The organism is Kribbella catacumbae DSM 19601 (assembly GCF_000372465.1).
In the GTDB taxonomy this organism is placed as follows: Bacteria; Actinomycetota; Actinomycetes; order Propionibacteriales; family Kribbellaceae; genus Kribbella; species Kribbella catacumbae.
In genome coordinates, this window is sequence record NZ_AQUZ01000011.1 from 1 (window position 1) to 24,791 (window position 24,791).

Sequence of the window (24,791 nt, forward strand, 5' to 3'; positions counted from 1 at the left end):
TCGAGGTCACCAGGATGTTCCAGGTGAAGATCGGCATCCGGAACATCGTCATCCCGGGGGCCCGCATGGTGATGATCGTGGTGACGAAGTTGACCGCACCGAGGATGGTGCCCAGGCCGGCCATCCACAGACCCATGATCCACAGGTCACCGCCGACGCCCGGAGAGCGGACCTCGTTCGACAGCGGCGCGTAGGCGAACCAGCCGAAGTCGGCGGCGCCACCGGGGGTGAAGAAGCCGGAGATGGTGATCAGGCCACCGAAGAGGAACAGCCAGAAGCTGAACATGTTGAGCCGCGGGAACGCGACGTCAGGGGCGCCGATCTGGACCGGCACGATCACGTTCGCGAAGCCGACGAACAGCGGCGTCGCGAACAGCAGCAACATGATCGTGCCGTGCATGGTGAAGAACTGGTTGTAGACCTCTTCGTTGACGATCTGCAGACCCGGCTTGGCCAGCTCGGCGCGGATCAGCAGCGCCATCACGCCGGCGATCAGGAAGAACGCGAACGACGTGATCAGGTACAGATGCCCGATCAGCTTGTGGTCGGTGGTGGTCAGCCACTTCACAGCGAACCTACCAATTCGGCGGCGGTCGTCTGCAGGTGCCGTCTTTGGCTCGACACTGCCGGTCAGGGACCGTATGCGCTCTCTGTGCGCGGTGATGTGTCTGAGCTGTTCCACGAGCGATTCAGCGTCGTTGGTTCCGTGCGTTCGGGTGACGGCCCTGCGCCGCTTCACCAGTTCGCCGGCGGGTCACTGGCGGGAAATGAACCGTAGCCCCACACATCCACATCGATGTCGGCCAGGGCAGTTACCGCGGCTGTCATCAACGCGGACGCCACCTCGTCCAGTGCACTATGGGATCCGGTCGACATGTCGGCGGTGAGCTCATCGAGCTGTTCGGCCCGAAACTGTCGGTGTTGCTCGAGATCCGCGCGGAAGACTTCCAAATCCGTCCGGCCGTGGTATCCGCCAGTCGGACCGCATAGTTGAGTTTGGTCACGGGACCTCCCTGCATGGCAATGGGGACAGCCGGGCGGGTCGCTTCGACGCTTAGCGACCTCGACACCGGTCGGATCGTTGTCCGGCTGACGCCCACAATGCCGCCCCACGCCCGGGGTAGACATGCCCGAGTCCGGCCAAGGGCGACCACTCTTCATTGCCGAACATCGGCAACCGAGTCGCCACCTTGATCACCCGCTGATGGCATCAGGGTTCGATCAGGCCGGCTCGGATGGCGTAGCGGGTGAGGTCCAGACGATCGCGCAGGCCGAGCTTGTGCAACATGTTGGCTCGGTGTCGTTCGACCGTCTTGACGCTGATGAACAGTGCTTCTGCGATCTCCTTGGAGGAGTGGCCCTCGGCCACGAGTTTGAGCACTTCCTCCTCGCGGACGGTGAGGACCTGCTCCGGCACGCCCTCACCACGCCGAACCCGGTCCAGGTAGTCGCGGATCAGCGCGGTGACAGCGCCCGGGTAGAGGAAGGGTTCGCCCCGCATCGCGGCCCGGCACGCTTCCACCAGATCGCGGTCGGCGACCGATTTGAGGACGTAGCCGGAGGCTCCGGATCTGAGGGCTTGGAAGAAGTACTGCACGTCGTCGTACATCGACAGCATCAAGATCCGCAGCTCCGGAAGGAGAACGGACAACTCCCGGGCTGCCTGTAGGCCGGTCATCCGTGGCATGGCGACGTCGAGAATAGCCAGGTCGATGGGCTGGCGCCTGGCCGCAGCGATCGCTTCCGCGCCGTCGCCGGCCTCGGCGACGACGGTCAGGTCAGGTTCGCCGTCGAGGATGAGGCGCACTCCGCGACGTACCAGCGCGTGGTCGTCTGCCAGGAGAATTCGGACCGGCGATTGTCCTGGCATTGTCATCCGCCATTCTGAGAGTGCGGCACGGACAGGCTCACTTGAACCCCACCTTTGGGAGCGGGCGCCAGATCCAGGTTCGCTCCGATCAGCAGGGCACGTTCACGCATCCCGCGGATCCCGGCGCCCTCGTGGGCGAGCCCGATCCCGCGGCCGTCGTCACAGATCAGCAGCCGGACAATGTCGCCGTCGCGGTAGAGACGTACCACGACCTCGGTGGCCTCAGCATGCCGGGCAACATTGGTCAGGCTTTCTTGGGTGACCCGGTAGAGCACCAGTTCTGCTTGCTGGTCCAGCTTTGGAAGGTCGGAGTCGAAGCGACGGTGTACTGCCAGCCCGGTGTGGGTGGACAGATCAGTGGTCAGGGTAGTCAGCGCACTGATCAGGCCAAGATCTTCCAGTACGCCGGGCCGCAGCCGCCGCGCGAGTCGGCGTACGTCGTCCAGGCTCCCGCGCGTGGTCTCCTGGGCGTGCTGCAGGTCCGTTCGCAGGGATGGATCCTGGGTGCGGTCAGCGGCCCGTTTCAGCTCGAGCAGCACCGCCGTCATGCTCTGCCCGACCTCATCGTGGAGTTCCTGAGCGATGCGGCGCCGCTCGCCCTCTTGCGCCGACAGGGCTCGCGCACTGCTGGTGGCACGCTCGTTCTCCAGCCTGTCGAGCATGTCGTTGAACGCCCGGACCAGATCCGGAACACCTCCGTGGCCGGCCACCGACAGGCGCTGACCTGGGCGGAGCAGATCGACCGTGGCCATCCGCCGGGTCACGCGCTCCAACGGTGCCAGGCCGACGTGCAGTAGCACGGCGTTGGCCACCAGCATCACCCCTAGACCGACGATCAGGACTACAGCCTCCGCCAGGGCCACCGGCACTGACACGGTCACCGGCGCCCACAGCAGCAACGCCGTAGCCGCACCAAGCACAACCGCATTGAGTCCAAAGATTCGCCAGAACAACGTCATAGGTACCGTCGCCTTCCTCGATCACGCCTATGATCACTATCCGCGCTCTCCCCATCGCCGCCGAGGGCGGCCGACACCGGAGTCACTGTGGAGCCCTACCCGGGAGGCTGGGGTGGCGCTGGGCGGCGACCAAGGCGAGACCGGCGCCTCGGACAGCGGCGACCTGCGGGGCAGGAGCTGGTCGCACCGGGGCGAGCAGCCGTTTGGACAACCGGTACGTGATCTCCGGACGCAGCGCGCCGCCTCCGGTGAGCAGCGGCCCACGGTCCAGGGCATCGACAACTTGCCCACCGCAGTCAAGGCGCAGGAGATCGGTCACCGCTCCGCCGATCGACTCCACGAGATCGGCAGGGGTCGTAGTCGCGCCAAGATCGGAAGTTCCCACCTCGAATCGACAGGCCTCCGCTACACAACCATTCACCAGCAGACCCACCTCGGTCAGGTCGGCTCCGATGTCGACCACCAGCAATGGCCGGGTCAGGTCGGCGCGTGCTCCGAGCGCGGCGGCTTTCACACTCTCGATGGTCACGATGGTGCGCGCGTCGAGCACCTCCAGCGCTGCGATGGCCGTGCTGCGGTGGAGGCCGGCGCAGAGGAGTGGGGTGGTCAAGATGACAACCGAGTACCGACCGAGGCCGGCCCGGCGGCCGAGAAGGTGATCGAGGCTCCGAGTGGCTCCGGGCAGGTCGACAACGACGCCGCGCCGCACCGGACGACAGCTACCGTCCGCGCCTGCCGGCGTGGTTGTGGGCGCGTCGATGATCAGGCCGTTGTCAGGCATCCACGCCCGAGTACGGGCGCTGCCTAGGTCGATCGCGATGCCGGTCGACCGCTGGTTGGCTGACCACGTGCCCCGCCGCCCCTGCGGGACCGCCCTCCCAAGCATTGTCACGTGACCGCTTCTCTGAGTTGGTGGCACGGGCCGCAGTATCGGGCGTGCGGAAGGATGCGCAGTCGCCGTACGGGAATAGGTTGGTCGCAGAGGTGGCAGCTGCCGTAGTGGCCGGTGTCGATCCGGCTGAGTGCGGCGTCAACCTCGACGAGGACCGCTCGGGCAGCGGTCGCGAGCGTGGTCAACACCTCTTCGCGGGCCACTGTGTGCTGGTCAGGCGGGAGGTTGCCGTGGCTTGGCCAGATCTCGGCGAGGCCAGCCAGTTGCTCGCGCCGGAACGTGCGCGCGTCCTCAAGGGCCGCTCGCAAAGCCACCACGTCCTCGGGAGCCAGGTGACCTTCGTCGATAGCGGCGAACGTGTAGCTCAACACATCACACCCTCTGCAAGGCGTAAGAAGACTCATGATCCGGACAGGCCGTCGAAAGCTCAGGTGGCGCGCTGCTGGCAGCTGACGCAGTAGCGCACATAGGGCAGGATCTCCAGCCGTTCTACCGGAACGCGGGCGCCACAGTCCTGGCACGCACCATAGGTGCCGTCGGCAACGCGCTCTTCGGCTGCGCTGATCTCGGTCAGCACACGCCGGATAGCGGCCGTCTGAGCCGTGAGGAGTTCCGGGTCGGCGAGGGCCGCGCCGTCCTCGATCGCGCTCAGCTGGGTGAGACGCGAGTTGCGTTCATGTCCCAGTCGCTGCCGGGTCTCGTGCACGGTCATGTTCGGGGAGCGAGCCACGGTGGTCACTGAAGTACGTCCTCTCGAGGACACGGGAGTGAAGGCCGGTGACGCGGCTCCGTGCCGCTTGCCCGAGATGTGTCCTGCTTCAACCATGGTCGACACCGCACGACACGACCATCGGGGCCAGCACCCATTTGTGGCCAGGGTCAGGCTGTACACCCGACCGCAGACCCGATCGATTCCGGTTCGCGGTCGACCACCTCGAGTACCACAGAGCGGCGCTGGCCGGTGGTACGACCGCGGTGTTCGAGCATCATCAGGCGCTGGCCCAGCAACGGCCCAATCCCCAGTAGTACAAGGAGATCGGCGATCTGGCCAGCCAGCGAGGAATGCGTCTGGTCATCGGTCCTTGCCTTGTGCGGGGTTGTACATCCGCTGACTCTAGGGCGCGACCGAGCCGATGGCGGGTCGATCCGTGGCTTTCGCGAGGCAAAGTCACACGTTCTCAAAGTGCGCTCAATGCAGTCGCAGCCTAACGCGATCTGAGGGCTTGGTAGTCGCTCGCGGTCAGCGGATCGGCGGTCAGGGCGCCGCCGGGGAGGAGGGCTTCGACGGGGGATCCGTCGCGGACGAAGGCCACTTGGTTGACCCCTGGCAGAGAGGTGACGGAGAGAACGATCTGCCCGACGATCAGTAGGTTGTCGGTAGCTGACCGGCCGTCCGTCTCGCCGCTCAGGTCGAGAATGGCCTGCTGTGCTCGTACTTCCGACACCTTCAAGTGGAGGCCAGGTGGAAGAGCGGTCGTGATTCCGGCAGCCTCCTCGCTCTGAGTAGGCCCCGCTGCCAGCGAACCGAGGATCGCGTCGAGCCGGTCGGCGGCGGACCCGGCCGCTTCTTCACGAGCCAGACCGACCAGGCGGTCGTTGCGGACGAAGTACACGAGATATGACTTGGCCGGGTCGACGCTGGCCTGAGCCGTCGGTTCGGCGCTGCCACCCTGGCGCAGTGGCGAAGGAAGGTCGGCGGGTGGAACCCGAACAGGCGAGCTCTGTTCAGGCACGCCACAGTTGGAAAGCAGGAGCAGGCACGCGAGCAGGCTCAGGAGGATGTGCCGCGACCTCATCGGTCGGCCTCCAGCAGTCGTACTACGAACCTCGCGCCACCACCGGGAGCTTCCGCGCACCAGACGGCTCCACGATGCGCTGCTGCTGTCTCCGCGACCAGGGCCAGGCCGAGTCCGGTACCAGAGGAGGAGCCGCGGCTGTTGCGTCCGGTGGCGAAGCGGTCGAAGATGCGCTCGCGATCCAGGCCTGGTACGCCGTCGCCGTGGTCATCGACGGTGACGACGATGTCCTCGTCGACCCGGCTGATCTGGACGGATGTCAGTCCACCGCCGTGGCGTTCGGCGTTCTCGAACAGATTGCGGAACAGCCGCCCCAGTCGCGCTTTGTCGCCGGTGGTTTCGACCTCGACTGGACCTGCCAGCAGACCCGGGTCCGCGCCGATCTCGGTCAGGACGTGTTTGAGGAGTAGGCCGAGATCCACAGTGTCCGACGGCACCCTGTCCAGGCCCGCGTCCGACCGAGCGAGTTCCAGCAAGTCATCGAGCAGGCGGCGGAAGCGGTCCAGATCCGCGGTCACCAGATCGAGCGCGTGCCGCGATCTGGGGTGGAGTTCGAACCGGCGTGCATTCAGCAGGTCGACGCTTGCGACCAGCGTCGTCAGCGGCGAGCGAAGCTCGTGGCTCACGTCGGCCGCGAGCCGGGCATCGCGTTCGATGCGCTGCTGCAGGGTGTCCACCATGCTGTTGAAGGAGCCCACGATGGTGGTCAGCTCCGGGTCCTGGGTGGCGGGCAGACGGCTGTCGAGATGACCGCCGGCGATCTTGGCAGCGGTCGCCGCGACTCTGTTGAGTGGGGTGACGACGGACCGGCTCGCCCAGGCACCAAGGGCCGCGCCCGCGGTGGTGGCGAGCACCGCGCCGCCGATCAGGATCGCACTGAGCAGGCGAAGGATGCCTTCGAGCTCGGTGAGGGGTGCGACTTCGTAGAACTCGGCGCCGACCGAGGGGAGGGGTACTCCGATCGCCACAGCCGGTCCGTCATCGGTCCGGAACCGTTGGTGGGCAGCGTTTCCGGCCTCGATGTCGCTGCGCAGAGCCGATGGAACGGTATCGCGCTCGGTGCCGAGCTCGGAGGTGTACCACTTGCCTTGCCAGCGCAGGATGATGGTGTTCTCCGCGGGCGGACCTGCCGAAGTCAGGACCTCGGAGATGTCCGCACCCGCGCTCTCCAGCCGTTGCTGCACGAACTCGGCGTCTGCCATGGCCTGGTGCTGCACGACCCGTTCGCGCTGTGCCAGCAGATAGCCCCTCGCCAGCAGATAGGTACTGGCCGCGAAGACGGCCGAGACCATCAAGGCGACCGCTGCGAAGGCCAGAATCAGGCGGTGCCGCAGGCTGACCGAGCCCAGGGCGGGAGTCATTGCAGGTCCAGGCGGTACCCCAGGCCGCGGACGGTGACGACGATCCGCGGCTGGCCTGGATCGCGTTCGATCTTGGTGCGCAGCCGGCGGATGTGCACGTCGACGATCCGTTCGTCGCCGTAGAAACCGTGCTGCCACACGGCTTCGAGCAGGGCCGGCCGGCTGAGAACCCGACCGGGTGCCTGAGCGAGCTCGGACAGCAGCCGGAACTCGGTGACCGTGAGCGGCACGTCTTCGCCGTCCAGCCTGGCCGCGCCACGCGCCCGGGACAGCACGAGGCTCCGGCGCGGATCGGAGTCGAGGAAAAGGTCCGGCTCGGCTGCCTCGACCGCGGTACGGAGACGGCGTCGCAGCGCACGCAGGCGGGCGGTGATCTCCTTCACCTGAAACGGCTTGGTGACATAGTCGTCGGCGCCGGCTTCCAGGCCGGCGACGATGTCGTGGGTGTCGGAACGGGCGCTCACCACCACGATAGGGATGTCGCTGCTGCGTCTGATCTCGCGGATGCAGGTGTAGCCGTCGGTGGCGCCGAGCATCAGGTCGACGATCATCAGGTCTGGCATCGCGGCGTGGGCGAGTGCCAACGCGGTCTCGGCGTCACCGGCTTCGGCTACTTCGTACCCCTCGTCCTCCAGGGCGAGGCGCAGAACGGCCCTGATTCTGTCATCGTCCTCCACGACGAGGACCTGCAGCGGCATCCGTCCATGGTTGCAAACCGGACCGGAAACAGGCCGAGTGGGGCCGCCTCGTCATGTGATCGTAAAGATCCGGCCCGACTCGTCTCAAAGTCGGTGGCGGAGGCTGAGGGCAGATGTCAATCCAGTCGGAGGCGACCCATGCCGAACCCTGCTCACAGCCCGCTGCCGCAGAAAGCGATCGTCACGGTGACCGACGCTCTGCTTGCCGAGGGGTTGACCGGCCTGCGCTGGCAGTTGCGAGATCTCGTCATGGACGGTGCCTGTCTGGTCGTCGTCGACGTGTCGGACGTGGATCAGATTTCCTCCACCCTGCTGGCCGCCTTGCTGGACACCCATCGGGTCTGCCGGCGGCGGGGCGGTGGCGTGGCCATCCTGCACGCGAACCGCAAGACAGCCGAACTGCTGCAGCGGACCGGCCTCGACAAGGTCTTCGCCGTCGAGGAGGCCGCGTGACCGAGCGTTCGTCCACGCCCGGCCTTCCGGTGCTGCAGGCGATCTGGAAGGGTATGCCGGTCGTCGATCGCGATGGGGCGCTGATCGGATCGGTGAAGTTTGTGCGCGAGGGTGATCCGTTCGCGTCCGTGGTCGTCAACGACAAGCCGTTCGCCGAGGAGAACCTCAACGAGGCCTTTGCCCGTGCTCTGACTTCCGTCGAGCCTCAGGTGGATCTCCCAGTTGCCGAGCAGTTGATCCGGCGCGGGTTTCTCAAGGTGGCTGGAGCCGGCCTGATGGACCACGATCGGTACGTCGCTGCTGACCAGATCGCCGAGGCCGACGAGGACATCGTATGGCTGTCCGCCAGATCCGACGAACTGGTCATCGAGCGCCAGCGCTGGATCTGACGGCGCACCAGGCGACCGCGCGAGAGCCTGGCAGGATTGACCCACTGGAGCACTAGCGTCGCTCCCCGTGAATCGGTTGCTGACGGCAACCTTGATCCTGTCCTTGGCCATCGCCGGCTGCTCGAAGGCGGCGCCGCCGACGGGAAGGCCCCATCCATCGGAATCCGGCCGGACGACAGCCGGCAGGTGACTCCAGACAGCCGGTCCTCACCTGACCCACTTCATGACCGGCTTGACCCTGCCCACCGCACCCACAGGAGCGCCCGGGATTGTGTGCCGCAATCGAGACAGGGCTGTCATCGAGTTGCCACAGCAACATGCCCGATCTGTTGCGCCGGGGAAGTAGCGTAGCCCTTGAGCTAGTCCCGGACTGGTACCCCATACTGACCCGGGGTCGGTTCACCAACCTGAGTAGAGAGCCCCGCCGTTGATCGCACACCGGCGGCGGGGCTTTCGATCCGGCCTGGCTGCGTTGTCCGCCTTGACCCGTCGGGTGAAGCCGCCAGCGGGCTGGTGATCTGCCAGCCCGGCCACGAGTTGACGCCGCCAGGTGTAGGCGCTGGACGTCGGCCGCAGCGCATCGGTGCCAACGGCAACGATGACGGGCTCTCAAGTCCAGCCGGAGTTCCGCTGCCATGCATCAGGTCGGTCCAAGGCGGAGGTCCTCCTCGTCATCGAACCCGGGACAGTTCACCATCCGTACGGCGTACGTGCAGGTGTCCTTCGAGTGGGAATCTTGGCGGCGCGGACACTAAGATCTGGTCGAACTCGAAACGGCACTTCTGCGCGACGCGGCACGAGGCCACGTTGTCCACCTGATGACGCAGGACAAGCCGCTGAGCCCCCGGTCCGCGAAGGTGTCGAAGGCCCAATCTGTGAGCACCTCGAGCGCGCGCGGCGCCACACTCTGACCCCGCGCCCGGGCTGCGGTCCAATACCCGACCTCGGCACCTGAACCGTCCTCGGTGAACTCCTTGAGCACCACGTTGCCGACCAGCCCACCGGCCGGCCTTCCCTGAATCGTGTACCGCAAAACTGAATCGCTCCCCGGCCGCCCAACCCCTCTCCTGGATCTGCACCCATTGCTCGCCCTCTGCGACGGTATCCACGCAAGCACTGGTGTAGCGCCGCAAGCCCGGATCACGGCAGACCTCGATCAACTGCTCGATCTCCTCGGCACGCCACGGGCGAAGAACAAGAGCGGGAGCGGACGGCGTCGCGAGCACCGACAAAACAGCGCTGCTGTACACGCACCCGATGCCACCGCGATCAGTCCCCGAACCGGCCAAACCTAGAGCGCGAGCACTAACTATTCCTTCACTCGGGCGCCGGGGTCGCCCAGCGACGCACGCGGCCTGGTGACCGTCGGGTTGGGAGTGATGCCGTGCAGGGTGAAATCGACGAGCGTTCCGCGTCGAATGCGGGTACTGGCTGACTGGTGATGGCGCGGACGATCAGCAGTCCGGCCATCTAATCGACAATCAGCTGTGGATCAAGGTCGGCATCACGGGTCCTCCTGCCTTTACACCGGGGCGGGCCTCCGGGGCGCTGGCGGGCCAGTGCCGCCGCCGACTCCACAGTCCTGCTAATGGGCCTCCCCTCTCGCCCATTAGCAGGTGTCTGCGTAGCCAGGTTTTCTGCGGTGCCGCCAGGCGGTGTGAGCCGGCGATACACCTGGCAGTGCAGTGTTACGCCCGTGGCGGGCATCGGCAACCCGTACAGCTTGTGATTGTGGTCATAAGTGGTTGTTCTTGTGCCTCTATGCACAACTTTGCGCAAGGTGCAGGGCTTTCAGATGCGCTTCGCACGAAGTCAGTTGGCCGCTGAGCCCGGCCGCCGGATCCACGATTCTTCCGTGGTCTGGGCACCTGGACGGGGTGGCGCCATACGGGTTGCCGGCTGCACCCTTTGCGGTCGCCGCAAACGGGCGTGAACCGTTGCCCGGACAAGATTCGCCCAGCACAGTGGTGCTTTGAGCAGGTGAGACGACCAGCAAAAGGGGGCCACACATGCCAGCCGGATGCAGCGGGGTTGAGTGGTAGAGACGGCAGTAGGAGGTGAGCGGAAACTAGAGCGCGGGCAGCTTGCCCCGAGGACTTCCCAGCTACTGGTTGAGCGAGCAGGATGCCATCAGGGAGGGCGTGTGCTGATGGCCAGTCTGGCAAGCTTCACGACGCTGTACGTGACCGCGATCCGGGTGGTCGAGCCGGGTGATCTGGCGGACATCACCGCGATCCGGTGGGACGGCGGCGACCTGGCCCCGGAGGAATCATCGGTCGCGGACTTCATCGGCTGGCTGGACCGCGGCGACGCCCGTGCGTTCGTCCGCCAGCCTGACGGTGCCCGCGGGCCACGGATCGTGGTCAGTGACAGCGGCGGACAACGCTATCTGCGCAGCCTCCGCGCAACTGCCGACCAGCCGGATGCGTTGTTGCTGCTGCCCCGATGGCAGCCATCCAAGAAAAGGAAGCACATGGCCGCCCGCTAGATCGAGGCCAAGGCCGCTCCGGTCACGGTGGGCCGACCTCTGAGCGCGGAAGTATGCCGGTTCTGGATCGGTCGATTGAACTTGATGAGGTTGATCGAGCAGTGGACTGCTGGATGACGAGCAGGGTCTGGCATTCGGAAAGGGCGGGGCTGGGAAGCTCGGCTTCGTCTGGCGTAGCTGACTTCCCGGTGATCATCCGAGCATGATCACTAACCGTCGGCCGGTGGCTCCTGGACGTCGCTGGGTTGCGGCGTGACTATTGGCGGATGACGGTGACGCGGAACAACCGGGAGTTGGCACGGCTGTTGCGGACCGGTCCGTTCGAGGAGGCGCTCGACTCGGCGATCGCGGCGTCCGGCCTGTCACTGGGGGCGTTGTGCGAGCGACTGGCCGCCGACGGCGTCTCTGTGAGCCGGACGGCGTTGTCGTACTGGCGCCACGGTCGCAGCCGGCCCGAGCGCAGCGAATCGCTGAAAGCAGTCGCCAGGTTGGAGGAGATCCTCGGCCTGCCCTCGTCGGCGCTGCTGACCTTGCTCGGCGCCCGGCGGCCACGAGGCCGCTGGATCGGGCATCCCGCGGGTGCGGTCGACCGGTGGAAGCTGTGGCCGTCGTCCGAGCCACTGCTGGCCGCCTTGCACGCGCCGCCCGACGGGCAGCTCGCCTTTCTCAGCGTGAGCGATCTGCTCGTCGTGGACGAAGACAGCGAAGTACGGCGCCAACGCGTCCGGCTGGTCGCCGAGGCACTGACCGAGCGGGTCGACCGGTGCATGGTGTACCACGAGATCGTCGACGACCCGTTGGACCGGGTGCCCGAGCTCGTCGGGGTGGCGTTCGCGCGTCGCGGTAGGGTCCGCTGCGACCTGGCCACCCGCCAGTTCGTCGCCGAGTTCCTCTTCGAGCGACCGCTGATGGCCGGCGAGCGTGCCGTTGTCGAGTACGAGTTACGGCTGCCGCTCAGTGAACCGATGGACAACTTCTACCGGCGGTTCACCCGGCCGGGCGCGCTTTACACCCTGCAACTCAGGTTCGTCGGCCGGCAGCCCGCGTGGGTACGCCGCTACGACCGCTCCGGGACCGACGATCTCGACCGGCACGTCGAGGACCTGTGGCTGAGTGGTTCGGGAACCACCTCGATGGTCGTCCCGCAGGTGCAGGCCGGCACGGTCGGCGTCAGATGGGTGTGGTGACGGCTCGGCCGTAAACACCACCGCGAATACCCGGTAAAACTGTGCACAGAATCGCCCGCTGACCTGCGCGAACGCGGTCGCGGAAGCATTCGGTTGGGAACGGGGAAATTCCGCTCACCAGGCGGATTCGCATCGCTACCGTCCTGCTGTTCCTGGGCGCCGGCGGAGACCGGGGCCCCTCCGCCCCAAGGAGGTAGCACGCATGCGCCTATTGCGAAGAACCGCACCATTCATGGTTGCGGCGCTGGCCGCGTTCGCCGTCACCGCGGCGACGGCATCGGCCGGGTCGGCCGCGCCAGAGCCCGAAGGCCACGTGGTCAGTGTCGCCAAGAAGCCCGTCGCCGGGACCTATCTGGTCACCCTGGCGGCGGGCCGCCAAGCGGTGGCGTCCGCTGCGGCGACCGAGCGGGCCGCCAGTGCCCTGGCCGACCGGTACGACGGACGGTTGGGCACGGTGCTGACCAAGACCATGCGCGGTTTCGTTGTCCGCGATCTGTCCGAGCAGCAGGCTCGCCGGCTTGCGGCCCACCCGGATGTCGCCGAGGTACGGCAGAGTGGGACCGCCCGGATCGGAACCGCCAACGGGCCGGGCGGCACCCAGAACAATCCGCCGAACTGGGGGCTAGACCGGATCGACCAGCGTGATCGGCCGCTGGACAGCAAGTACACCTATCCCAACGACGGCGCCGGCGTGACGGCGTACATCGTCGACACCGGGATCCGCTACACCCACCAGGAGTTCGAAGGCCGGGCCAAGTTCGGCGTCGACCTGCACGCGACCCCGAACCAGGGCAACGACTGCCACAACCACGGCACGCACGTGGCCGGCATCGTCGCCGGCAACACCCGCGGCGTGGCGAAGAAGGCGAATCTGGTCTCCGTCCGGGTACTCGGCTGCGACGGGCTCGGCCAGGACGTCGACGTCGCCGAGGCCGCGGAGTGGATCGCGAAAAACGCCGCCAAGCCGGCCGTGGTGAACCTGAGCGTGTACACCGACGACCCGGATGTCGCGGTGTCGGCGATCCGCGGTTCGATCACCAACGGCGGGGTGCAGTGGGCGCTGATCACCGGCAACAACAGTGGCAACGCCTGCAGCTACGGCCCAGGCGGTCAGATGACCGAGGCCCTGACGGTCGGCAACTCGACCAACCAGGACACTCGGGCGTTCGACTCGAACGCGGGCAGCTGTATGGACCTGTGGGCGCCTGGTTCCAACATCAACTCGGCCTTCCGCGGCGGCGACACGTCGTACGGGAGCCTGAGCGGTACGTCGATGGCGGCACCGCACGTCGCCGGCGCGATGGCCTTACGGCTGCACGACGCGCCGAGCAGCACCCCGGCCCAGCTGCACCAGTGGGTGATGGACAACGCCAGCACCGGGAAGATGTCGAGTATCCCGTCGGACGCCCCGAACAAGCTCCTTTACGTACCGAACACCCCACCGGCCACGGACGACTTCTCGATGGCCGCCAACCCCACGGCGGTCAATGTCGACCCCGGCAGTTCGGTGACCACCACGATCTCCACCACGGTGACTCGCGGCGCGGCGCAGACCGTGCAGTTGTCTGCCGGCACACTGCCGTCCGGTGTCACCGCGTCGTTCGATCCGGCATCGGTCACCGCCGGCAACTCGTCGCGGCTCACCCTCACCGCGGCCGCCTCGGCCAGCCCGACCCGGGCAACTGTCACCGTCACCGGCAAGGGCGCGGTGACCCGTACGACGAACGTCGGGCTCACCGTGAACGGTGACATCCCCGACGACTTCTCGCTGAGCACGGATCCGTCGTCCGGAACTGTGACTGCCGGCAACTCGGTGACCACCACCGTGCGGGCGACCGCCACGAGTGTGGCCCCGGCTGACACCGGTCAGTCCAAGACCGCGATGCGGGAGGAGAGCAGTGCAGGGCCAGGCTCCGGCGTGGGGGTCGTCGGTGGCACGTTGACGACCGTCAGCAAGTACCCGTTCATCATCTCCCAGCATCGCACCGGCGGCGCCCGTCCGACCGAACAGTCCTGCACCGGCTCAGTGGTCGCACCGCGCAAGGTGCTGATCGCGGCACACTGCAAGTTCGCCCAGGGCGAGAAGTACCTCGTCTACGGCCGCGACGACCTGGCCGACACCAGCAAGGGCGTCCGGATCGAGATCCTGGAGTACCTGACCCACCCGAGTTACAACCCGAGCGACGGCTGGCGGATCGGCCACGACGTCGCCGTGATCACCACTACGACCGACATCCCGACCCCGGCCGGGATGGCCTACCCGTCGGTCGCCAAGTCCAGCGACACCCTGCCGGTCGGCACCCGTGGTACGGCGATCGGATACGGCAAGAGCGACTCGCAGGACGCTCAGCGCAACACCAAGCTGTACGAGGCCGTGCTACCTACTGTCGATGGTCAGGGCTGCAACTCCTACTCCGGACACTTCGACGACCGGTACATGATGTGCAGCGGCTTCGCCAGCGGCGGTCCGAGCCTCTGCCAGGGCGACAGCGGTGGTCCGTATCTCCACAACGGCAAGATCTACGGAGTCTTCTCCTGGCTGCGCACCGACTGCGCGACCTACCAGGCGCATGGCAAGTTGTGGGGCGTGATGGGCGACTGGGCCAACGACCAGCTCGGCAACACCGAGCCGCCAACCGGTGAGGTCGAACTGACCGCCAGCGGCCTGCCGAGCGGCGCCACCGCGTCGTTCAGCCCGTCGAAGATCGACGTCGGCGGCAGCTCGCGACTCACCATCAGCACCTCGGCCTCCACCCCGGCCGGGGACTACACGATCACTGTGAGCGGGTCCCGCGACTCGGTGACCCGGCAGACGACGTACCGGCTGACCGTCAACGGAGGGTCGACAACTCTCTCGCTGGCAGACCCCGGCGTCCAGACCTCGGTCAAGGGCCGTCCGGTCAGCCTGCAGATGAAGGCGTCCGGCGGCAAGGGCGGGAACCGCTTCAACGCCACCGGGCTGCCGGCCGGACTGTCCATCAACCAGTCCACCGGTCTGATCAGTGGGACCCCGACCGTCGCGACGAACTACCGTCCGGCAGTCAGGGTCACCGACAGCTCCGGCGCTTCTGCATCGGCCACCTTCTACTGGTTCATCTTCCCGTACTGACCTGTCGCGACTGATCCCGAAAGGAGGCGTCACACCAACTGATCTCCCCGTGAGCATGTCCCGAGCCAGTGCTCCACCGGCTCGGGGCATGTCACGAGTGGCTGGTCGTCAGTCCAGCGGAACAGGAGGTGAGCGATCAGCGGAGTAGTTGGTCCAAGTCGGGTAGGCGGGATCTGTAGTTGCTGAGCAGGATGCGCGCTGTGGTGACGGAGTCGATCAGGGGGTGGAGGGCCAGGGCCTTCAGGGCGAGGGTTGGGGAGTGGTCTCGAGCTGCCTGGATGGTGAGTTGCTCGACCGCCTTGACCTGCTGGATGAGTCCTAGCTGTTCGGCGGGAAGGGGTGCGGCGGCCAGGGGATGGGGGCCGTCGGCATCGACCATGCAGGGAACCTCGATGACGGCGTCGGCCGGCAAGGCCGGAATCGTCGATCCGTTGCGGACGTTGAGGATCATCGTCGCGCGGTCGTTTCGGGTGATCGCGGCCATCAGGGCAAGCGCCACCGCCTCGTAGCCGCCTCCTTCGACATCCGTTGCATCGCGAGACTCCCCGGCTGTCCGCCCTTCCTTCATATAGGTGGCGTCTCGTTCTTCGCGGACCTGTCGCCACCGGGCGAGTGCATTGCCGGGCTGTGCGGCGACTGCCTCGTAGAAGGCACGCTGCTGGCCGAGGAGGAACTCACCCCGGGTCTCTGCGCCACCTCGGATCGAGGCAACAGCGTCGCGGGTGAAGTAGTAGTAGTACAGGTACTCGTTGGGCAGGTAACCCAGCGATTGAATCCACTCGGCACCGAACAGCCGGCCTTCTTCGATCGTTGCCAGTAGACGTTCGTCCTGGATCAGGTCAGGGAGGACATTCCTGCCGTCCTTGCCCAGCCCGTTCAGCCAGCCCAGGTGGTTCAGGCCGGCATAGGAGACCGAGACGCGATCGGGATCGTGACCCAGTGCCCGGGCCGCGCGGCGTCCCAGCCCGATCGGCGAGTCGCAGATTCCGATCACCCGGCGGCCCAGCACCTGCTGCATGGCCTCGGTGATCATCCCAGCTGGATTGGTGAAGTTGATGATCCATGCCCCTGGGCACATCGCCGCTGCGCGTTCTGCGATCCGTACTGCGGTTGGCAGCGTCCGAAGGCCGTAGGCCAGGCCGCCGGGTCCGGTGGTCTCCTGTCCGAGCAGACCGAGATCGAGTGCGACCCGCTCATCCGCGGTGCGGCCCTCGAGTCCGCCTACCCGGATCGCCGAGAAGACGAAGTCGGCACCGTCAAGGGCGGTGTCAAGATCCGTCGTGGTCTCCACAACGGGTGGCTGGTCAGCCTCCGCTCCGAGTTGCCGCAGAACTTGCTCGATGGCTTGGAGCCGCTCCGGCACCACGTCGTACAAGGAAACGTGATCGATCCGCCGGTCGCCTTGGTCGCGCATCACGGCGCCGTAGACGAGCGGGACACGGAATCCTCCACCGCCAAGGATGGCCAGCTTCATGCGGTCAGTACCTCCACGCCGCTGTCGGCGCACAGTCGAAGGGTTTCCGGATCTGCTCCGCTGTTGGTGACCAGCACGTCGAGGTCTGCCACACCGCAGACCTTGAGCTTGCCTGTCCCGGGGAACTTGTGCGAGTCGGCCAGTAGGACAGATCGATCCGAGGCTTCGATCAGCGCACGTTTGACCGGAACCTCCACCAAGGTCGTGTCGAGCACCTCACCGTCACGCCGGATGCCGCTGGCGCCCAAGAAGGCCAGGTCGGCATGAACCTGGCGCAGGGCGTCCTCGGTCAGCACCCCGACCAGCGAGTGATAGGCGCGTCGCACCCATCCGCCCATCAAGATGAGCTCGACCGCCGGGTCGTCGCGGAGTACGTCCAGTACTGCGAGGCTTGTCGTCATCACCGTGATCCGGCGACCGCGAAGCTCCTTGGCCAGCAGTTGAGTAGTCGTCCCGACGTCCAGCAGAACCACGTCGCCGTCACTGACCACTGTGGCCGCGAGACGAGCGATCGCTCGTTTGTCCGACGTCTCGTCGGCGGCCACCGTCGCGAAGGGGCGCTGCAGGTCGGCGTCCTCCGACCCGTCCGCCGGGATGATCGCACCACCATGCACCCGGGTGATCTGGCCGGCCTCGTCGAGGTGCTGCAGATCCCGGCGGATCGTCGCCGAACTGACCCCCAGCAGGCGGGCCAGGTCGTCCACCGAAGTGGCGCCATCGGTCCGCAGTCGCTGCACGATGTCGAGTTGCCGCTGATGTCGCACGCCTCGAAGATACCAGTCATTCTCGATCAGAAGTGTGCAGGTTCTGAATATTTTTGATCAAACATGCTTGCCAGGTCAGGTATGTCAGGAGCAAGATGACCGACATGCCGGACATGACGTACGACCCACTGGCTGGTCAGCGAGGTCCCGGAGGCGCCGAGTTCGACGTCTTTCTCTGGGGCACGGTCTTCCTCGACATCATCTTCACGGGCCTCGCCGACAAGCCGACCGGTGGAACCGAGGTCTGGGCCGACGGGATGGGTTCCTCGCCCGGCGGCACCGCCAACCTCGCCATCGCGGCCAGCCGCCTCGGCCTGCGGACCTCTTTGGCCGCTGCCTTCGGTGACGACGACTACGCGGACTTCTGCTGGCGGACGCTGTCCGAGCAGGAGCACGTTGATCTCGGCCGGTCCCGGCGGTTCGACAACTGGCACTCGCCGGTGACGATGTCGGTGGCGCACGGCGGCGACCGCAGCATGGTCACCCATGGCCACCCGTCCCCGCTGTCGGCGACCGAGATGATCGGCCAGCCGCCGCGCTCCCGGGCTGTGATCGTGGACCTCGGCGACATCGAGCCGCTGGGCAGCACGGACCGCGCGACCTGGGTAGACCTCGCCCGCAAGGAGGACGCGAAGGTCTTCGCCGACGTCGGTTGGGACGGCACCGGCGTCTGGTCGACGGGCGTGCTGGACCAGCTTCAGCACTGCGACGCCTTCCTGCCGAACGCGGGCGAGGCGATGGCTTACACCCGGACCGAGACCGCACAGGACGCCCTGTACGCGCTGGCTGATCGCGTCCCGCTGGCCGTCGTCACCAACGGCGCCGAAGGCGCGCTGGCCATCGACGCCACCACTGGCGAGGAGGCTCGGGTCCCGGCTCTTCGGGTGCCCGCGCTGGATCCGACCGGGGCGGGCGACGTCTTCGGCGCCGGTCTGGTCGTCGGCACGCTGGCCGGCTGGAGTCTCGAGAACAGGCTCGCCTTCTCGACGCTCTGTTCGGCGCTGGCTGTGCAGCAGTTCGGTGGCTCGCTGGCCGCGCCCGGCTGGGGAGACATCGCGGACTGGTGGCACGACCTGCGCGACTCGAACGACCAGACCAGCTACAGCCGCTCGTTGCGGCGCCGGTACGCCTTCCTCGACGAGATCGTCCCCACTGTCCCCGTCGGCGCCGTACGTCGCGCCGCTGCCACCATCGCCCGGAACGCGGACGTCACCCCGAACTCTTGGAGCACCTCATGAGCCGCTCACCCCGACTGCTGCTGACCGCCGGCGTCCTGGCCACCGCCCTCGCCACCCTCGCCGCCTGCGCCCCGGGTTCCGACACTTCGGCGCCACCACCGCAGGCGACAGCCTCGAGCGTGCAGACCGACGCCTCCAAGCTCGGCGACGTCACGTTGGTGGTCTGGGACCAGGAGGTCCGCGGTGGCCAGGCGGCGCAGATGGAAGAGCTGAACAAGGCCTTCCAGGCGAAGTACCCGAACATCAAGCTCAAGCGCGTCTCCCGGTCCTTCGACGACCTGAAGACGACGCTCAGGCTGGCCTTGAGCGGCAACGAGCCGCCCGACGTCGTCGAGGCGAACAACGGCCGCTCGGACATGGGCGAGTTCGTGAAGGCCAACCAGCTGATCCCGCTCGACCCGTACGCAACGGCCTACGGCTGGGACAAGCGCTACCCGGCATCGGTGCGGCAGTACTCGTCGTACAGCCCTGATGGGAAGACGTTCGGCCAAGGCAACCTGTACGGGCTGCCGCAGGTCGGTGAGGTCGTAGGGGTCTACTACAGCAAGAAGAAGCTGGCCGCGGCTGGCGTCGAGGCGCCGAAGACGTGGGACGAATTCGAGGCGTCGCTGGTGACCCTGAAGGGCAAGGGCGAGCCGCCGCTCGTGCTGGGCAACCTGGAGAAGTGGCCCGCTATCCACGTCTTCGGAACGGTCCAGGGGCGTACCACGCCCGCTGACTCGATCAAGCAGTTGGCCTTTGGGCAAAAGGGCGCCAGCTGGAAGACGCCCGAGAACGTCAAGGCGGCACAGACGCTTACCGACTGGGTCACCAAGGGGTACTTCAACGAGGGGTTCAACGGCCAGGACTACGACCCCGCCTGGCAAAGCTTCTCTAAGGGAAAGGGGAGCTACCTGATCGCCGGTACCTGGCTGCAGGCCGACCTGCAGAAGGCGATGGGCGACGACGTCGGCTTCATGGTGCCGCCCGGCACAAGCGCTGACGCCAAGCCGCTCGCCACCGGCGGTACCGGACTGCCGTTCGCCATCACCGCCAAGAGCAAGCACCCCGAGGCGGCCGCGGCGTACATCAACTTCATCACCAGCAAGGACGCGATGGGCACGCTTGCCAAGACCGGCAACCTGCCGGTGGCCGACACGGCGGCCCAGCAGGTCACGCCGGGACTGCAGCAGGATGTCTTCACCGCATTCGGCAAGACGGTCGAGGCGGACGGGCTCGTTCCGTACCTCGACTACGCGACGCCGACGATGTACGACACGATCGGCGCTGCGCTGCAGGACCTGCTCGCCAAGAAGGCGACCCCGGACCAGTTCCTCGACCGGCTGGAGAAGGACTACAGTGCGTTCGCCGCGAAGAACGGGTAGCCCGCCGGGCGAGCCGCGGCGGATCGCGTACCTGTACCTGCTGCCCGGGTTCCTCGTCTACGCGGCTTTCCTGCTCTACCCGTTGCTGCGCTCGGTTCAACTGTCCTTCTACGACTGGGACGGGCTGACGCTGGGCCGCTGGATCGGATTCGCCAACTACCGCGAGATCGTCAGCGACGAAGGGCTCCGGGCAGCGTTCGGGCACGCGCTGGTACTGATCGTGTTCTTCGCGGTCGTGCCGGTCTGTGTCGGGCTGGTGCTGGCGTCGATCCTGAACCGGGCGAAGGTCCGCGGACTGCCGTTCTTCCGGACCGTGGTGTTCCTGCCGCAGGTGGTCGCGATGGTCGTCGTGGCCGTCGCGTGGCGCCGCGTGTACGCGCCGGACGGCAGCCTCAACGCTCTCCTCGGCGCGCTCGGGCTGGACTCGCTCCAGCGCGGCTGGCTCGGCGACTACGCGCTTGCCCTGCCGGCGGTCGGCTTCGTCGGCACCTGGTTCGAGACCGGGCTGGTGACCGTGTTGCTGCTGGCCGGGATGAGCCGGATCAGCGGTGACCTGTACGAGGCCGCGCGGCTCGACGGGGCCGGGCCGGTGCGCGAGTTCTTCGCGGTGACGTTGCCGTCCGTGCGGGGTGAGATAGCGGTCGCCTCGACGTTGACGGTGATCGCCGCGCTGCGCACGTTCGACCTGGTCTACGTGACGACCGGCGGGGGACCCGGTACGTCGACCAGCGTGCCGTCGTACGAGGTCTATCACCGGGCCTTCGAGCTCGGCCGGGTCGGTTCGGCCGCCGCGGTCGGGGTCACGTTGACGGTTGTCATCCTGGCGATCTCGTTGCTGATCAACTGGATCGGCGACCGGGAGGCCGCCTCGTGATCTCTCGCGCCGAGAAGTCCGCGAACTACCTGATCCTGGTCGTCTTCGCAGTGTTCGCGATCACACCGATCCTTACCGTTCTGCAGGCGGCGTTCGGGCCCTCGGACGCCGGTGGCGGTGGCGGCTTCGGGAACTTCGCCGACGCCTGGCGGATCGGCCACTTCGGCACCTACCTGCGGATGAGCCTGGCGGTGTCGGTCTCGGTCGTGGTGGTCAGCGTACTGTTGTCGATCCTCAGCGGCTTCGCCTTCGGGGTGATGCGCTTCCGCGGTTCGGGACCATTGTTCTACCTGTTTCTCCTCGGCATCATGATGCCCAGCGAGGCGATCGTCGTCCCGCTGTACTTCGACCTGCGTTCGCTCGGTCTGACCGATACCTTCTGGGCCGTCGCGTTGCCGCAGGTCGCGCAATCGGTTGCCTTCGGCACCTTCTGGATGCGCGCCTACTTCCGCTCGTCCAGCCGCGCGCTGGTCGAGGCGGCCAGGCTCGACGGCGCCTCCACCCGCAGGCTGCTCTGGCAGATCCTTGTTCCGCTGGCGAGACCGGCCATCGTCACGATGACGGTGCTGGTCTTCATGTGGACCTGGAACGAGTTCCTGATCCCGTTGGTGATGGTCACCGACGAGAACCTCCGCACGGCACCACTGGGCCTGGCCTTCTTCCAGGGGCAGTACACCCAAGGCTTCACCCTGCTCGCAGCGGGTGCGGTCATCGTCGCGACGCCTGTCGTCGTTCTTTATCTCTTCCTGCAGCGCCATTTCATCGCAGGCATGCTCGAGGGCGCTGTCAGGGAATGAGTCGTATCCCCCGCTGTGCCAGTGACAAGGAGACAGCAATGAAGCGTTACCGCACCATGGTTGCCCTGCTGGCAGCCGCTGTCCTGATCCCCCTAGGTAGCCCCGCGGCGACCGCACCTGCGCAGGCGGGCGGTAGTCCACCCGGCCAGTACGTCGCGGATCGGGCGACCAAGATCGATGTGATGGGGGAGTGGGCCCATCCAGATGACGACACGAGCATCATCGGGCCGTGTGGTGTCTGGCATGAGCGGTATGGCACGAAATGCGGGATCATCATGGTCACTCGTGGTGAGGGTGGCGGGAACTCCGCGGGTAACGAACTCGGGCCGGACCTCGGGCTGCGCCGGGAGAACGAGGATCGGGTCGCGCACTACCGTTCCGGCACGGTCGACATCTTCAACCTGGACCGGGTCGACTTCTTCTACAACCAGAGCGCGCCGCTGACGCAGTACTTCTGGGACGAGGAGGAGACGCTGCGCCGCGTCACCCGGGTGATCCGGACGACGCAGCCGGAAATCTACATCGGTTTCACGCCGACTCTCGGGGCGGGCCACGGCAACCACCAGCAGGCTGGGCGGCTGATCTGGGAGGGCGTGCTCGCGGCCGCCGATCCGACCAGGTTCCCCGAACAGCTGCAGGGCAAGGACGCGCTGAGCACCTGGCAGGTCAAGAAGGTGTTCTCGGGTGGCAGTACTGCCGGCGCCGGCGGAACCACCACGGCCGCCAACTGCACCACCGGTTTCGTCCCGGCCAATCTCGACACGGTGGCGGGTGTGTGGACTGGCTACGACTCGCCGTACAAGTGGCCGGCCGGCAACCTGCAGGGCAAGCCGGCGGGGTCCGCCAAGATCTGGCAGCAGGTCGCCGACGAAGGACGGGCGGCCTATCCGACGCAGAGTCGCGTTATGTACAAGGGAGTTTCGGCGCCGGCTTGTTCGCGGTTCGGGATGACGCAATCGTTCGTGCCGTTCCAGCCCACCACGAATCCCGCGGCCGGCCGGGATGAGGCGATCTTGTTCGGCGCGACCAAACCAGATCCGGGTGGTCTGCCGCTGGGGACGCTCGAGTACCTGACTTTCTCGCGGTTCCTCAACGTTGCCGGTGAACCGTTCCAGGCGACGCTTCACCTGAAGGGGTCGCTGAAGCCCGGCAAGGCCGAGCTGACCGTGCCGCCGGGCTGGACGGTGAGCCCGGCCCAGGACGTCGGCAAGGTCGACGGCAGCAAGGAAGTGACCTTCACGGTCACGCCGAGCACCACCGCCACGGTGAACCAGAACTTCAAGATCTCGGCCCTGTTCGCCAGCGGGACCAAGACCGGCTACACCGACAACGTCGTACGGATCGTGTCCCCGACCGAGGGCCGCTTCCAGCGCTGGGGGAACTGGCAGGAGTACGACGAATGGCTGAAGGACACAGCTCCACAAGCCACCAGGCTCGGCCGATCGGCAGCGATCCAGTCGATGGCCGTCGGCACGACAATCGCGCTTCCGGTCGTAGTACACAACTGGTCGAGTCAGCCGCAGAGTGGGACGGTCGGTCTCACCCTGCCGTCCAACTTCACGGCCGACGCGACCACGAAGCCGTACGGCGCTGTGCAGCCGGGCGCTGAGACCACGGTGACGTTCCAGGTCACCAACACCGACACCGCCTTGCCTGCAACGCAGAACGTCTCGATCCCGATCACTACCACCTACAGCGCGCCGGCCGGTTCCGGTAGCGAGACACTGACCTTGTCGCTCGTTCCCTCCACCGGGATCGCGCAGGCGTCCACTGCACCGGTTGTCGACGGCACGGCCTCACCTGGCGAGTACGCCGGGCCGACACTCGACCTCGGCCGTGTCTGGCAAGGCGGGGGTTCTTGCACAGGCGTTGACGACTGCGGCGTCTCATCGACAGGCGACGGCAACACTGCGAAGGTCACCTGGTCGAACGACGCGCTCTACTTCTTCGTCCACGTCCGCGACGACTACCAGTCCTACGCGGTCACACCCGAGGAATGTGTCGGGCACTGGCAGGCCGACTCGGTGGAGATCCTGCTCGACCCACGCGGTACTGCGTCGCAGGTGCTCAAGGACACCGCGAACACCTTCAAGCTCGGCATCTTCCCGTTCACCAACGACCCCACCAACCGCAACGGCAACGGCACGAACGGGCCCTGCTGGGAACGCGACGCCGACAACCACCAGGGCTACTCGACCGGCCCGCTCAGCATCGGCAACGCCCCCGGCGTACAGGTCGCGAGCAATGCCACCTGGGTCGGCAGCAACGAGACGACGACACCCCACGCGTACGCCGGTGGCGGCTACGACCTGGAGGTGAAGATCCCACTGGCCGCACTCCCGGCCGCAGTGGACCCGGCCAAGCTCGGGCTGAACATCACGCCGTACGACAACGACGACACCTCTGCAGCCGGTACGACGACGCTGCGGCACATCGACATGAGCACCCGGCTCGGCTGGTCGGCACTCGGCTCGGTGCAGTCCGATCCGTACCGCTGGGGTCAGGCGTCGCTCACCGGCTACACGCCACCCGCCGATCGCCCGACGACCCCGGCACCGCCCAACGTCTCCAACCCCAACCTCAACGGAGCCCTGTCGCCACAGACGATCGCGCAGTCGGCCCGCAACGGCGTACCGATCTCTGGACGCGTACCGGTCTCCGCGAGTAACAAGCTGAAGGTGACAGACGCGAAGCTGTCTCGTTCGTCTGTCGAGCTCGATATATCGTCCACCGGCTCAGGTACAGCTCGCCTGTTCCTCTGGACCGGCTTGATCGGCGCGATCCCGGTCTACACAACGAGCTGCTCGCCAGCGGCCGATCCCGCGCCGGACTACGGCCTGACACCGTGCGCGGCCACCGACGGCGGCTATCCGCCCTGGTCACCGGACATGAGCGGCCACGTCGTCAAGCAAACGACAAGCACGATCAGCAAGAAGACCACGCACCTGTCGATCCCGATCACCGCGGCTCAACGAGAGAAGCTGCGGGCAGACGGACGACTCCTGCTGTCCTACGAGACCACGAAGGGTGAAGTCCAGGCTTTCGACCTGCGTCTCAGTCGCTAGCCGTCTGGCCTTA

Annotated in this window: 23 protein-coding genes; 10 read left to right on the forward strand and 13 right to left on the reverse strand. The window is 66.7% G+C overall.

What is annotated here, in order from left to right:
- The 10 genes from A3ES_RS0113655 to A3ES_RS0113705 form a co-directional block, all read right to left on the reverse strand.
- Nucleotides 1–568: cbb3-type cytochrome c oxidase subunit I (locus A3ES_RS0113655; RefSeq protein ID WP_020387384.1), on the reverse strand; the 568-nt coding region annotated here is incomplete at its 3' end.
- Between the two features lie 167 nt (nucleotides 569–735).
- Nucleotides 736–951: a hypothetical protein gene (locus tag A3ES_RS0113660; protein ID WP_020387385.1), complete on the reverse strand. Its 216-nt coding sequence runs from the start codon at nucleotides 949–951 to the stop codon at nucleotides 736–738.
- A 259-nt stretch (nucleotides 952–1,210) separates the two neighbouring features.
- A complete protein-coding gene (locus A3ES_RS0113665) occupies nucleotides 1,211–1,876 on the reverse strand; it encodes a response regulator (RefSeq protein ID WP_026162844.1) in 666 nt (221 codons plus the stop codon).
- Nucleotides 1,873–2,829 carry a sensor histidine kinase gene (locus tag A3ES_RS0113670; RefSeq protein WP_020387387.1) on the reverse strand — a complete coding sequence of 319 codons (957 nt, stop codon included), beginning with the start codon at nucleotides 2,827–2,829 and terminating at the stop codon, nucleotides 1,873–1,875. The genes A3ES_RS0113665 and A3ES_RS0113670 overlap by 4 nt, the downstream gene beginning before the upstream one ends.
- Nucleotides 2,830–2,911: 82 nt before the next feature.
- A complete protein-coding gene (locus tag A3ES_RS47120; protein ID WP_051084713.1) occupies nucleotides 2,912–3,715 on the reverse strand; it encodes a rod shape-determining protein in 804 nt (267 codons plus the stop codon).
- A 2-nt stretch (nucleotides 3,716–3,717) separates the two neighbouring features.
- Nucleotides 3,718–4,089, reverse strand: a complete 372-nt coding sequence (locus tag A3ES_RS0113680; RefSeq protein ID WP_040454685.1) for a TraR/DksA family transcriptional regulator — start codon at nucleotides 4,087–4,089, stop codon at nucleotides 3,718–3,720.
- Between the two features lie 59 nt (nucleotides 4,090–4,148).
- On the reverse strand, nucleotides 4,149–4,460 hold the full coding sequence (locus A3ES_RS0113685; RefSeq protein ID WP_020387390.1) for a TraR/DksA family transcriptional regulator: 312 nt from the start codon (nucleotides 4,458–4,460) through the stop codon (nucleotides 4,149–4,151).
- 466 nt (nucleotides 4,461–4,926) lie between these two features.
- The gene (locus tag A3ES_RS0113695) at nucleotides 4,927–5,517 is read right to left on the reverse strand and encodes a GerMN domain-containing protein (protein WP_020387392.1); all 591 of its coding nucleotides are present in this window, start codon (nucleotides 5,515–5,517) and stop codon (nucleotides 4,927–4,929) included.
- Nucleotides 5,514–6,878, reverse strand: coding sequence for a sensor histidine kinase (locus tag A3ES_RS0113700; RefSeq protein ID WP_020387393.1), 1,365 nt, complete (start codon nucleotides 6,876–6,878; stop codon nucleotides 5,514–5,516). Before A3ES_RS0113700 ends, A3ES_RS0113695 begins: the two co-directional genes overlap by 4 nt.
- A complete protein-coding gene (locus tag A3ES_RS0113705) occupies nucleotides 6,875–7,576 on the reverse strand; it encodes a response regulator transcription factor (RefSeq protein ID WP_020387394.1) in 702 nt (233 codons plus the stop codon). Before A3ES_RS0113705 ends, A3ES_RS0113700 begins: the two co-directional genes overlap by 4 nt.
- A gap of 138 nt (nucleotides 7,577–7,714) precedes the next feature.
- Here A3ES_RS0113705 and A3ES_RS0113710 point away from each other — a divergent pair, with 138 nt between their 5' ends.
- Together A3ES_RS0113710 and A3ES_RS0113715 are read left to right on the forward strand one after the other, a co-directional pair.
- Nucleotides 7,715–8,029, forward strand: coding sequence for an STAS domain-containing protein (locus tag A3ES_RS0113710; RefSeq protein WP_020387395.1), 315 nt, complete (start codon nucleotides 7,715–7,717; stop codon nucleotides 8,027–8,029).
- On the forward strand, nucleotides 8,026–8,418 hold the full coding sequence (locus A3ES_RS0113715; protein ID WP_020387396.1) for a hypothetical protein: 393 nt from the start codon (nucleotides 8,026–8,028) through the stop codon (nucleotides 8,416–8,418). The genes A3ES_RS0113710 and A3ES_RS0113715 overlap by 4 nt, the downstream gene beginning before the upstream one ends.
- 671 nt (nucleotides 8,419–9,089) lie before the next feature.
- Here the strand turns inward: A3ES_RS0113715 and A3ES_RS57040 are convergent.
- On the reverse strand, nucleotides 9,090–9,668 hold the full coding sequence (locus tag A3ES_RS57040; protein ID WP_420323139.1) for a GNAT family N-acetyltransferase: 579 nt from the start codon (nucleotides 9,666–9,668) through the stop codon (nucleotides 9,090–9,092).
- 899 nt (nucleotides 9,669–10,567) lie between these two features.
- Between A3ES_RS57040 and A3ES_RS0113720 the strand changes: the two genes are divergently transcribed.
- From A3ES_RS0113720 to A3ES_RS47125, 3 genes are all read left to right on the forward strand, one after another.
- A complete protein-coding gene (locus A3ES_RS0113720; protein WP_157630499.1) occupies nucleotides 10,568–10,906 on the forward strand; it encodes a hypothetical protein in 339 nt (112 codons plus the stop codon).
- Nucleotides 10,907–11,172: 266 nt separating this feature from the next.
- A complete protein-coding gene (locus A3ES_RS0113725) occupies nucleotides 11,173–12,093 on the forward strand; it encodes a hypothetical protein (protein WP_020387398.1) in 921 nt (306 codons plus the stop codon).
- Nucleotides 12,094–12,295: 202 nt separating this feature from the next.
- Nucleotides 12,296–15,202, forward strand: a complete 2,907-nt coding sequence (locus A3ES_RS47125; RefSeq protein ID WP_040454658.1) for a S8 family serine peptidase — start codon at nucleotides 12,296–12,298, stop codon at nucleotides 15,200–15,202.
- 136 nt (nucleotides 15,203–15,338) lie between these two features.
- Here the strand turns inward: A3ES_RS47125 and A3ES_RS0113735 are convergent, their stop codons facing one another.
- Nucleotides 15,339–16,676, reverse strand: a complete 1,338-nt coding sequence (locus A3ES_RS0113735; RefSeq protein WP_020387400.1) for a 6-phospho-beta-glucosidase — start codon at nucleotides 16,674–16,676, stop codon at nucleotides 15,339–15,341.
- Nucleotides 16,673–17,440, reverse strand: coding sequence for a DeoR/GlpR family DNA-binding transcription regulator (locus tag A3ES_RS0113740; protein ID WP_020387401.1), 768 nt, complete (start codon nucleotides 17,438–17,440; stop codon nucleotides 16,673–16,675). The genes A3ES_RS0113735 and A3ES_RS0113740 overlap by 4 nt, the downstream gene beginning before the upstream one ends.
- Before the next feature lie 95 nt (nucleotides 17,441–17,535).
- Here A3ES_RS0113740 and A3ES_RS0113745 point away from each other — a divergent pair, with 95 nt between their 5' ends.
- Genes A3ES_RS0113745 through A3ES_RS0113765 form a run of 5 tightly spaced genes read left to right on the forward strand, consistent with a single transcriptional unit; the run spans nucleotide 17,536 to nucleotide 24,778 of the window.
- Nucleotides 17,536–18,678, forward strand: coding sequence for a carbohydrate kinase family protein (locus tag A3ES_RS0113745; RefSeq protein ID WP_020387402.1), 1,143 nt, complete (start codon nucleotides 17,536–17,538; stop codon nucleotides 18,676–18,678).
- Nucleotides 18,675–20,042, forward strand: a complete 1,368-nt coding sequence (locus A3ES_RS0113750) for an extracellular solute-binding protein (protein ID WP_020387403.1) — start codon at nucleotides 18,675–18,677, stop codon at nucleotides 20,040–20,042. Before A3ES_RS0113745 ends, A3ES_RS0113750 begins: the two co-directional genes overlap by 4 nt.
- Nucleotides 20,017–20,916: a carbohydrate ABC transporter permease gene (locus A3ES_RS0113755; RefSeq protein ID WP_020387404.1), complete on the forward strand. Its 900-nt coding sequence runs from the start codon at nucleotides 20,017–20,019 to the stop codon at nucleotides 20,914–20,916. Before A3ES_RS0113750 ends, A3ES_RS0113755 begins: the two co-directional genes overlap by 26 nt.
- A complete protein-coding gene (locus tag A3ES_RS0113760; RefSeq protein WP_020387405.1) occupies nucleotides 20,913–21,713 on the forward strand; it encodes a carbohydrate ABC transporter permease in 801 nt (266 codons plus the stop codon). Before A3ES_RS0113755 ends, A3ES_RS0113760 begins: the two co-directional genes overlap by 4 nt.
- Nucleotides 21,714–21,751: 38 nt before the next feature.
- Nucleotides 21,752–24,778, forward strand: a complete 3,027-nt coding sequence (locus A3ES_RS0113765; RefSeq protein WP_020387406.1) for a sugar-binding protein — start codon at nucleotides 21,752–21,754, stop codon at nucleotides 24,776–24,778.
- Nucleotides 24,779–24,791: the final 13 nt, after the last annotated feature.

Bases quoted from the DNA above. Each gene is read 5' to 3' on its own strand.
- A3ES_RS0113665 (WP_026162844.1), bottom strand. From the start codon at position 1,876: ATGACAATGCCAGGACAATCGCCGGTCCGAATTCTCCTGGCAGACGAC.
- A3ES_RS0113670 (WP_020387387.1), bottom strand. From the start codon at position 2,829: ATGACGTTGTTCTGGCGAATCTTTGGACTCAATGCGGTTGTGCTTGGT.
- A3ES_RS47120 (WP_051084713.1), bottom strand. From the start codon at position 3,715: ATGCTTGGGAGGGCGGTCCCGCAGGGGCGGCGGGGCACGTGGTCAGCC.
- A3ES_RS0113695 (WP_020387392.1), bottom strand. From the start codon at position 5,517: ATGAGGTCGCGGCACATCCTCCTGAGCCTGCTCGCGTGCCTGCTCCTG.
- A3ES_RS0113700 (WP_020387393.1), bottom strand. From the start codon at position 6,878: ATGACTCCCGCCCTGGGCTCGGTCAGCCTGCGGCACCGCCTGATTCTG.
- A3ES_RS0113705 (WP_020387394.1), bottom strand. From the start codon at position 7,576: ATGCCGCTGCAGGTCCTCGTCGTGGAGGACGATGACAGAATCAGGGCC.
- A3ES_RS0113710 (WP_020387395.1), top strand. From the start codon at position 7,715: ATGCCGAACCCTGCTCACAGCCCGCTGCCGCAGAAAGCGATCGTCACG.
- A3ES_RS0113720 (WP_157630499.1), top strand. From the start codon at position 10,568: ATGGCCAGTCTGGCAAGCTTCACGACGCTGTACGTGACCGCGATCCGG.
- A3ES_RS0113725 (WP_020387398.1), top strand. From the start codon at position 11,173: ATGACGGTGACGCGGAACAACCGGGAGTTGGCACGGCTGTTGCGGACC.
- A3ES_RS47125 (WP_040454658.1), top strand. From the start codon at position 12,296: ATGCGCCTATTGCGAAGAACCGCACCATTCATGGTTGCGGCGCTGGCC.
- A3ES_RS0113735 (WP_020387400.1), bottom strand. From the start codon at position 16,676: ATGAAGCTGGCCATCCTTGGCGGTGGAGGATTCCGTGTCCCGCTCGTC.
- A3ES_RS0113745 (WP_020387402.1), top strand. From the start codon at position 17,536: ATGACCGACATGCCGGACATGACGTACGACCCACTGGCTGGTCAGCGA.
- A3ES_RS0113750 (WP_020387403.1), top strand. From the start codon at position 18,675: ATGAGCCGCTCACCCCGACTGCTGCTGACCGCCGGCGTCCTGGCCACC.
- A3ES_RS0113765 (WP_020387406.1), top strand. From the start codon at position 21,752: ATGAAGCGTTACCGCACCATGGTTGCCCTGCTGGCAGCCGCTGTCCTG.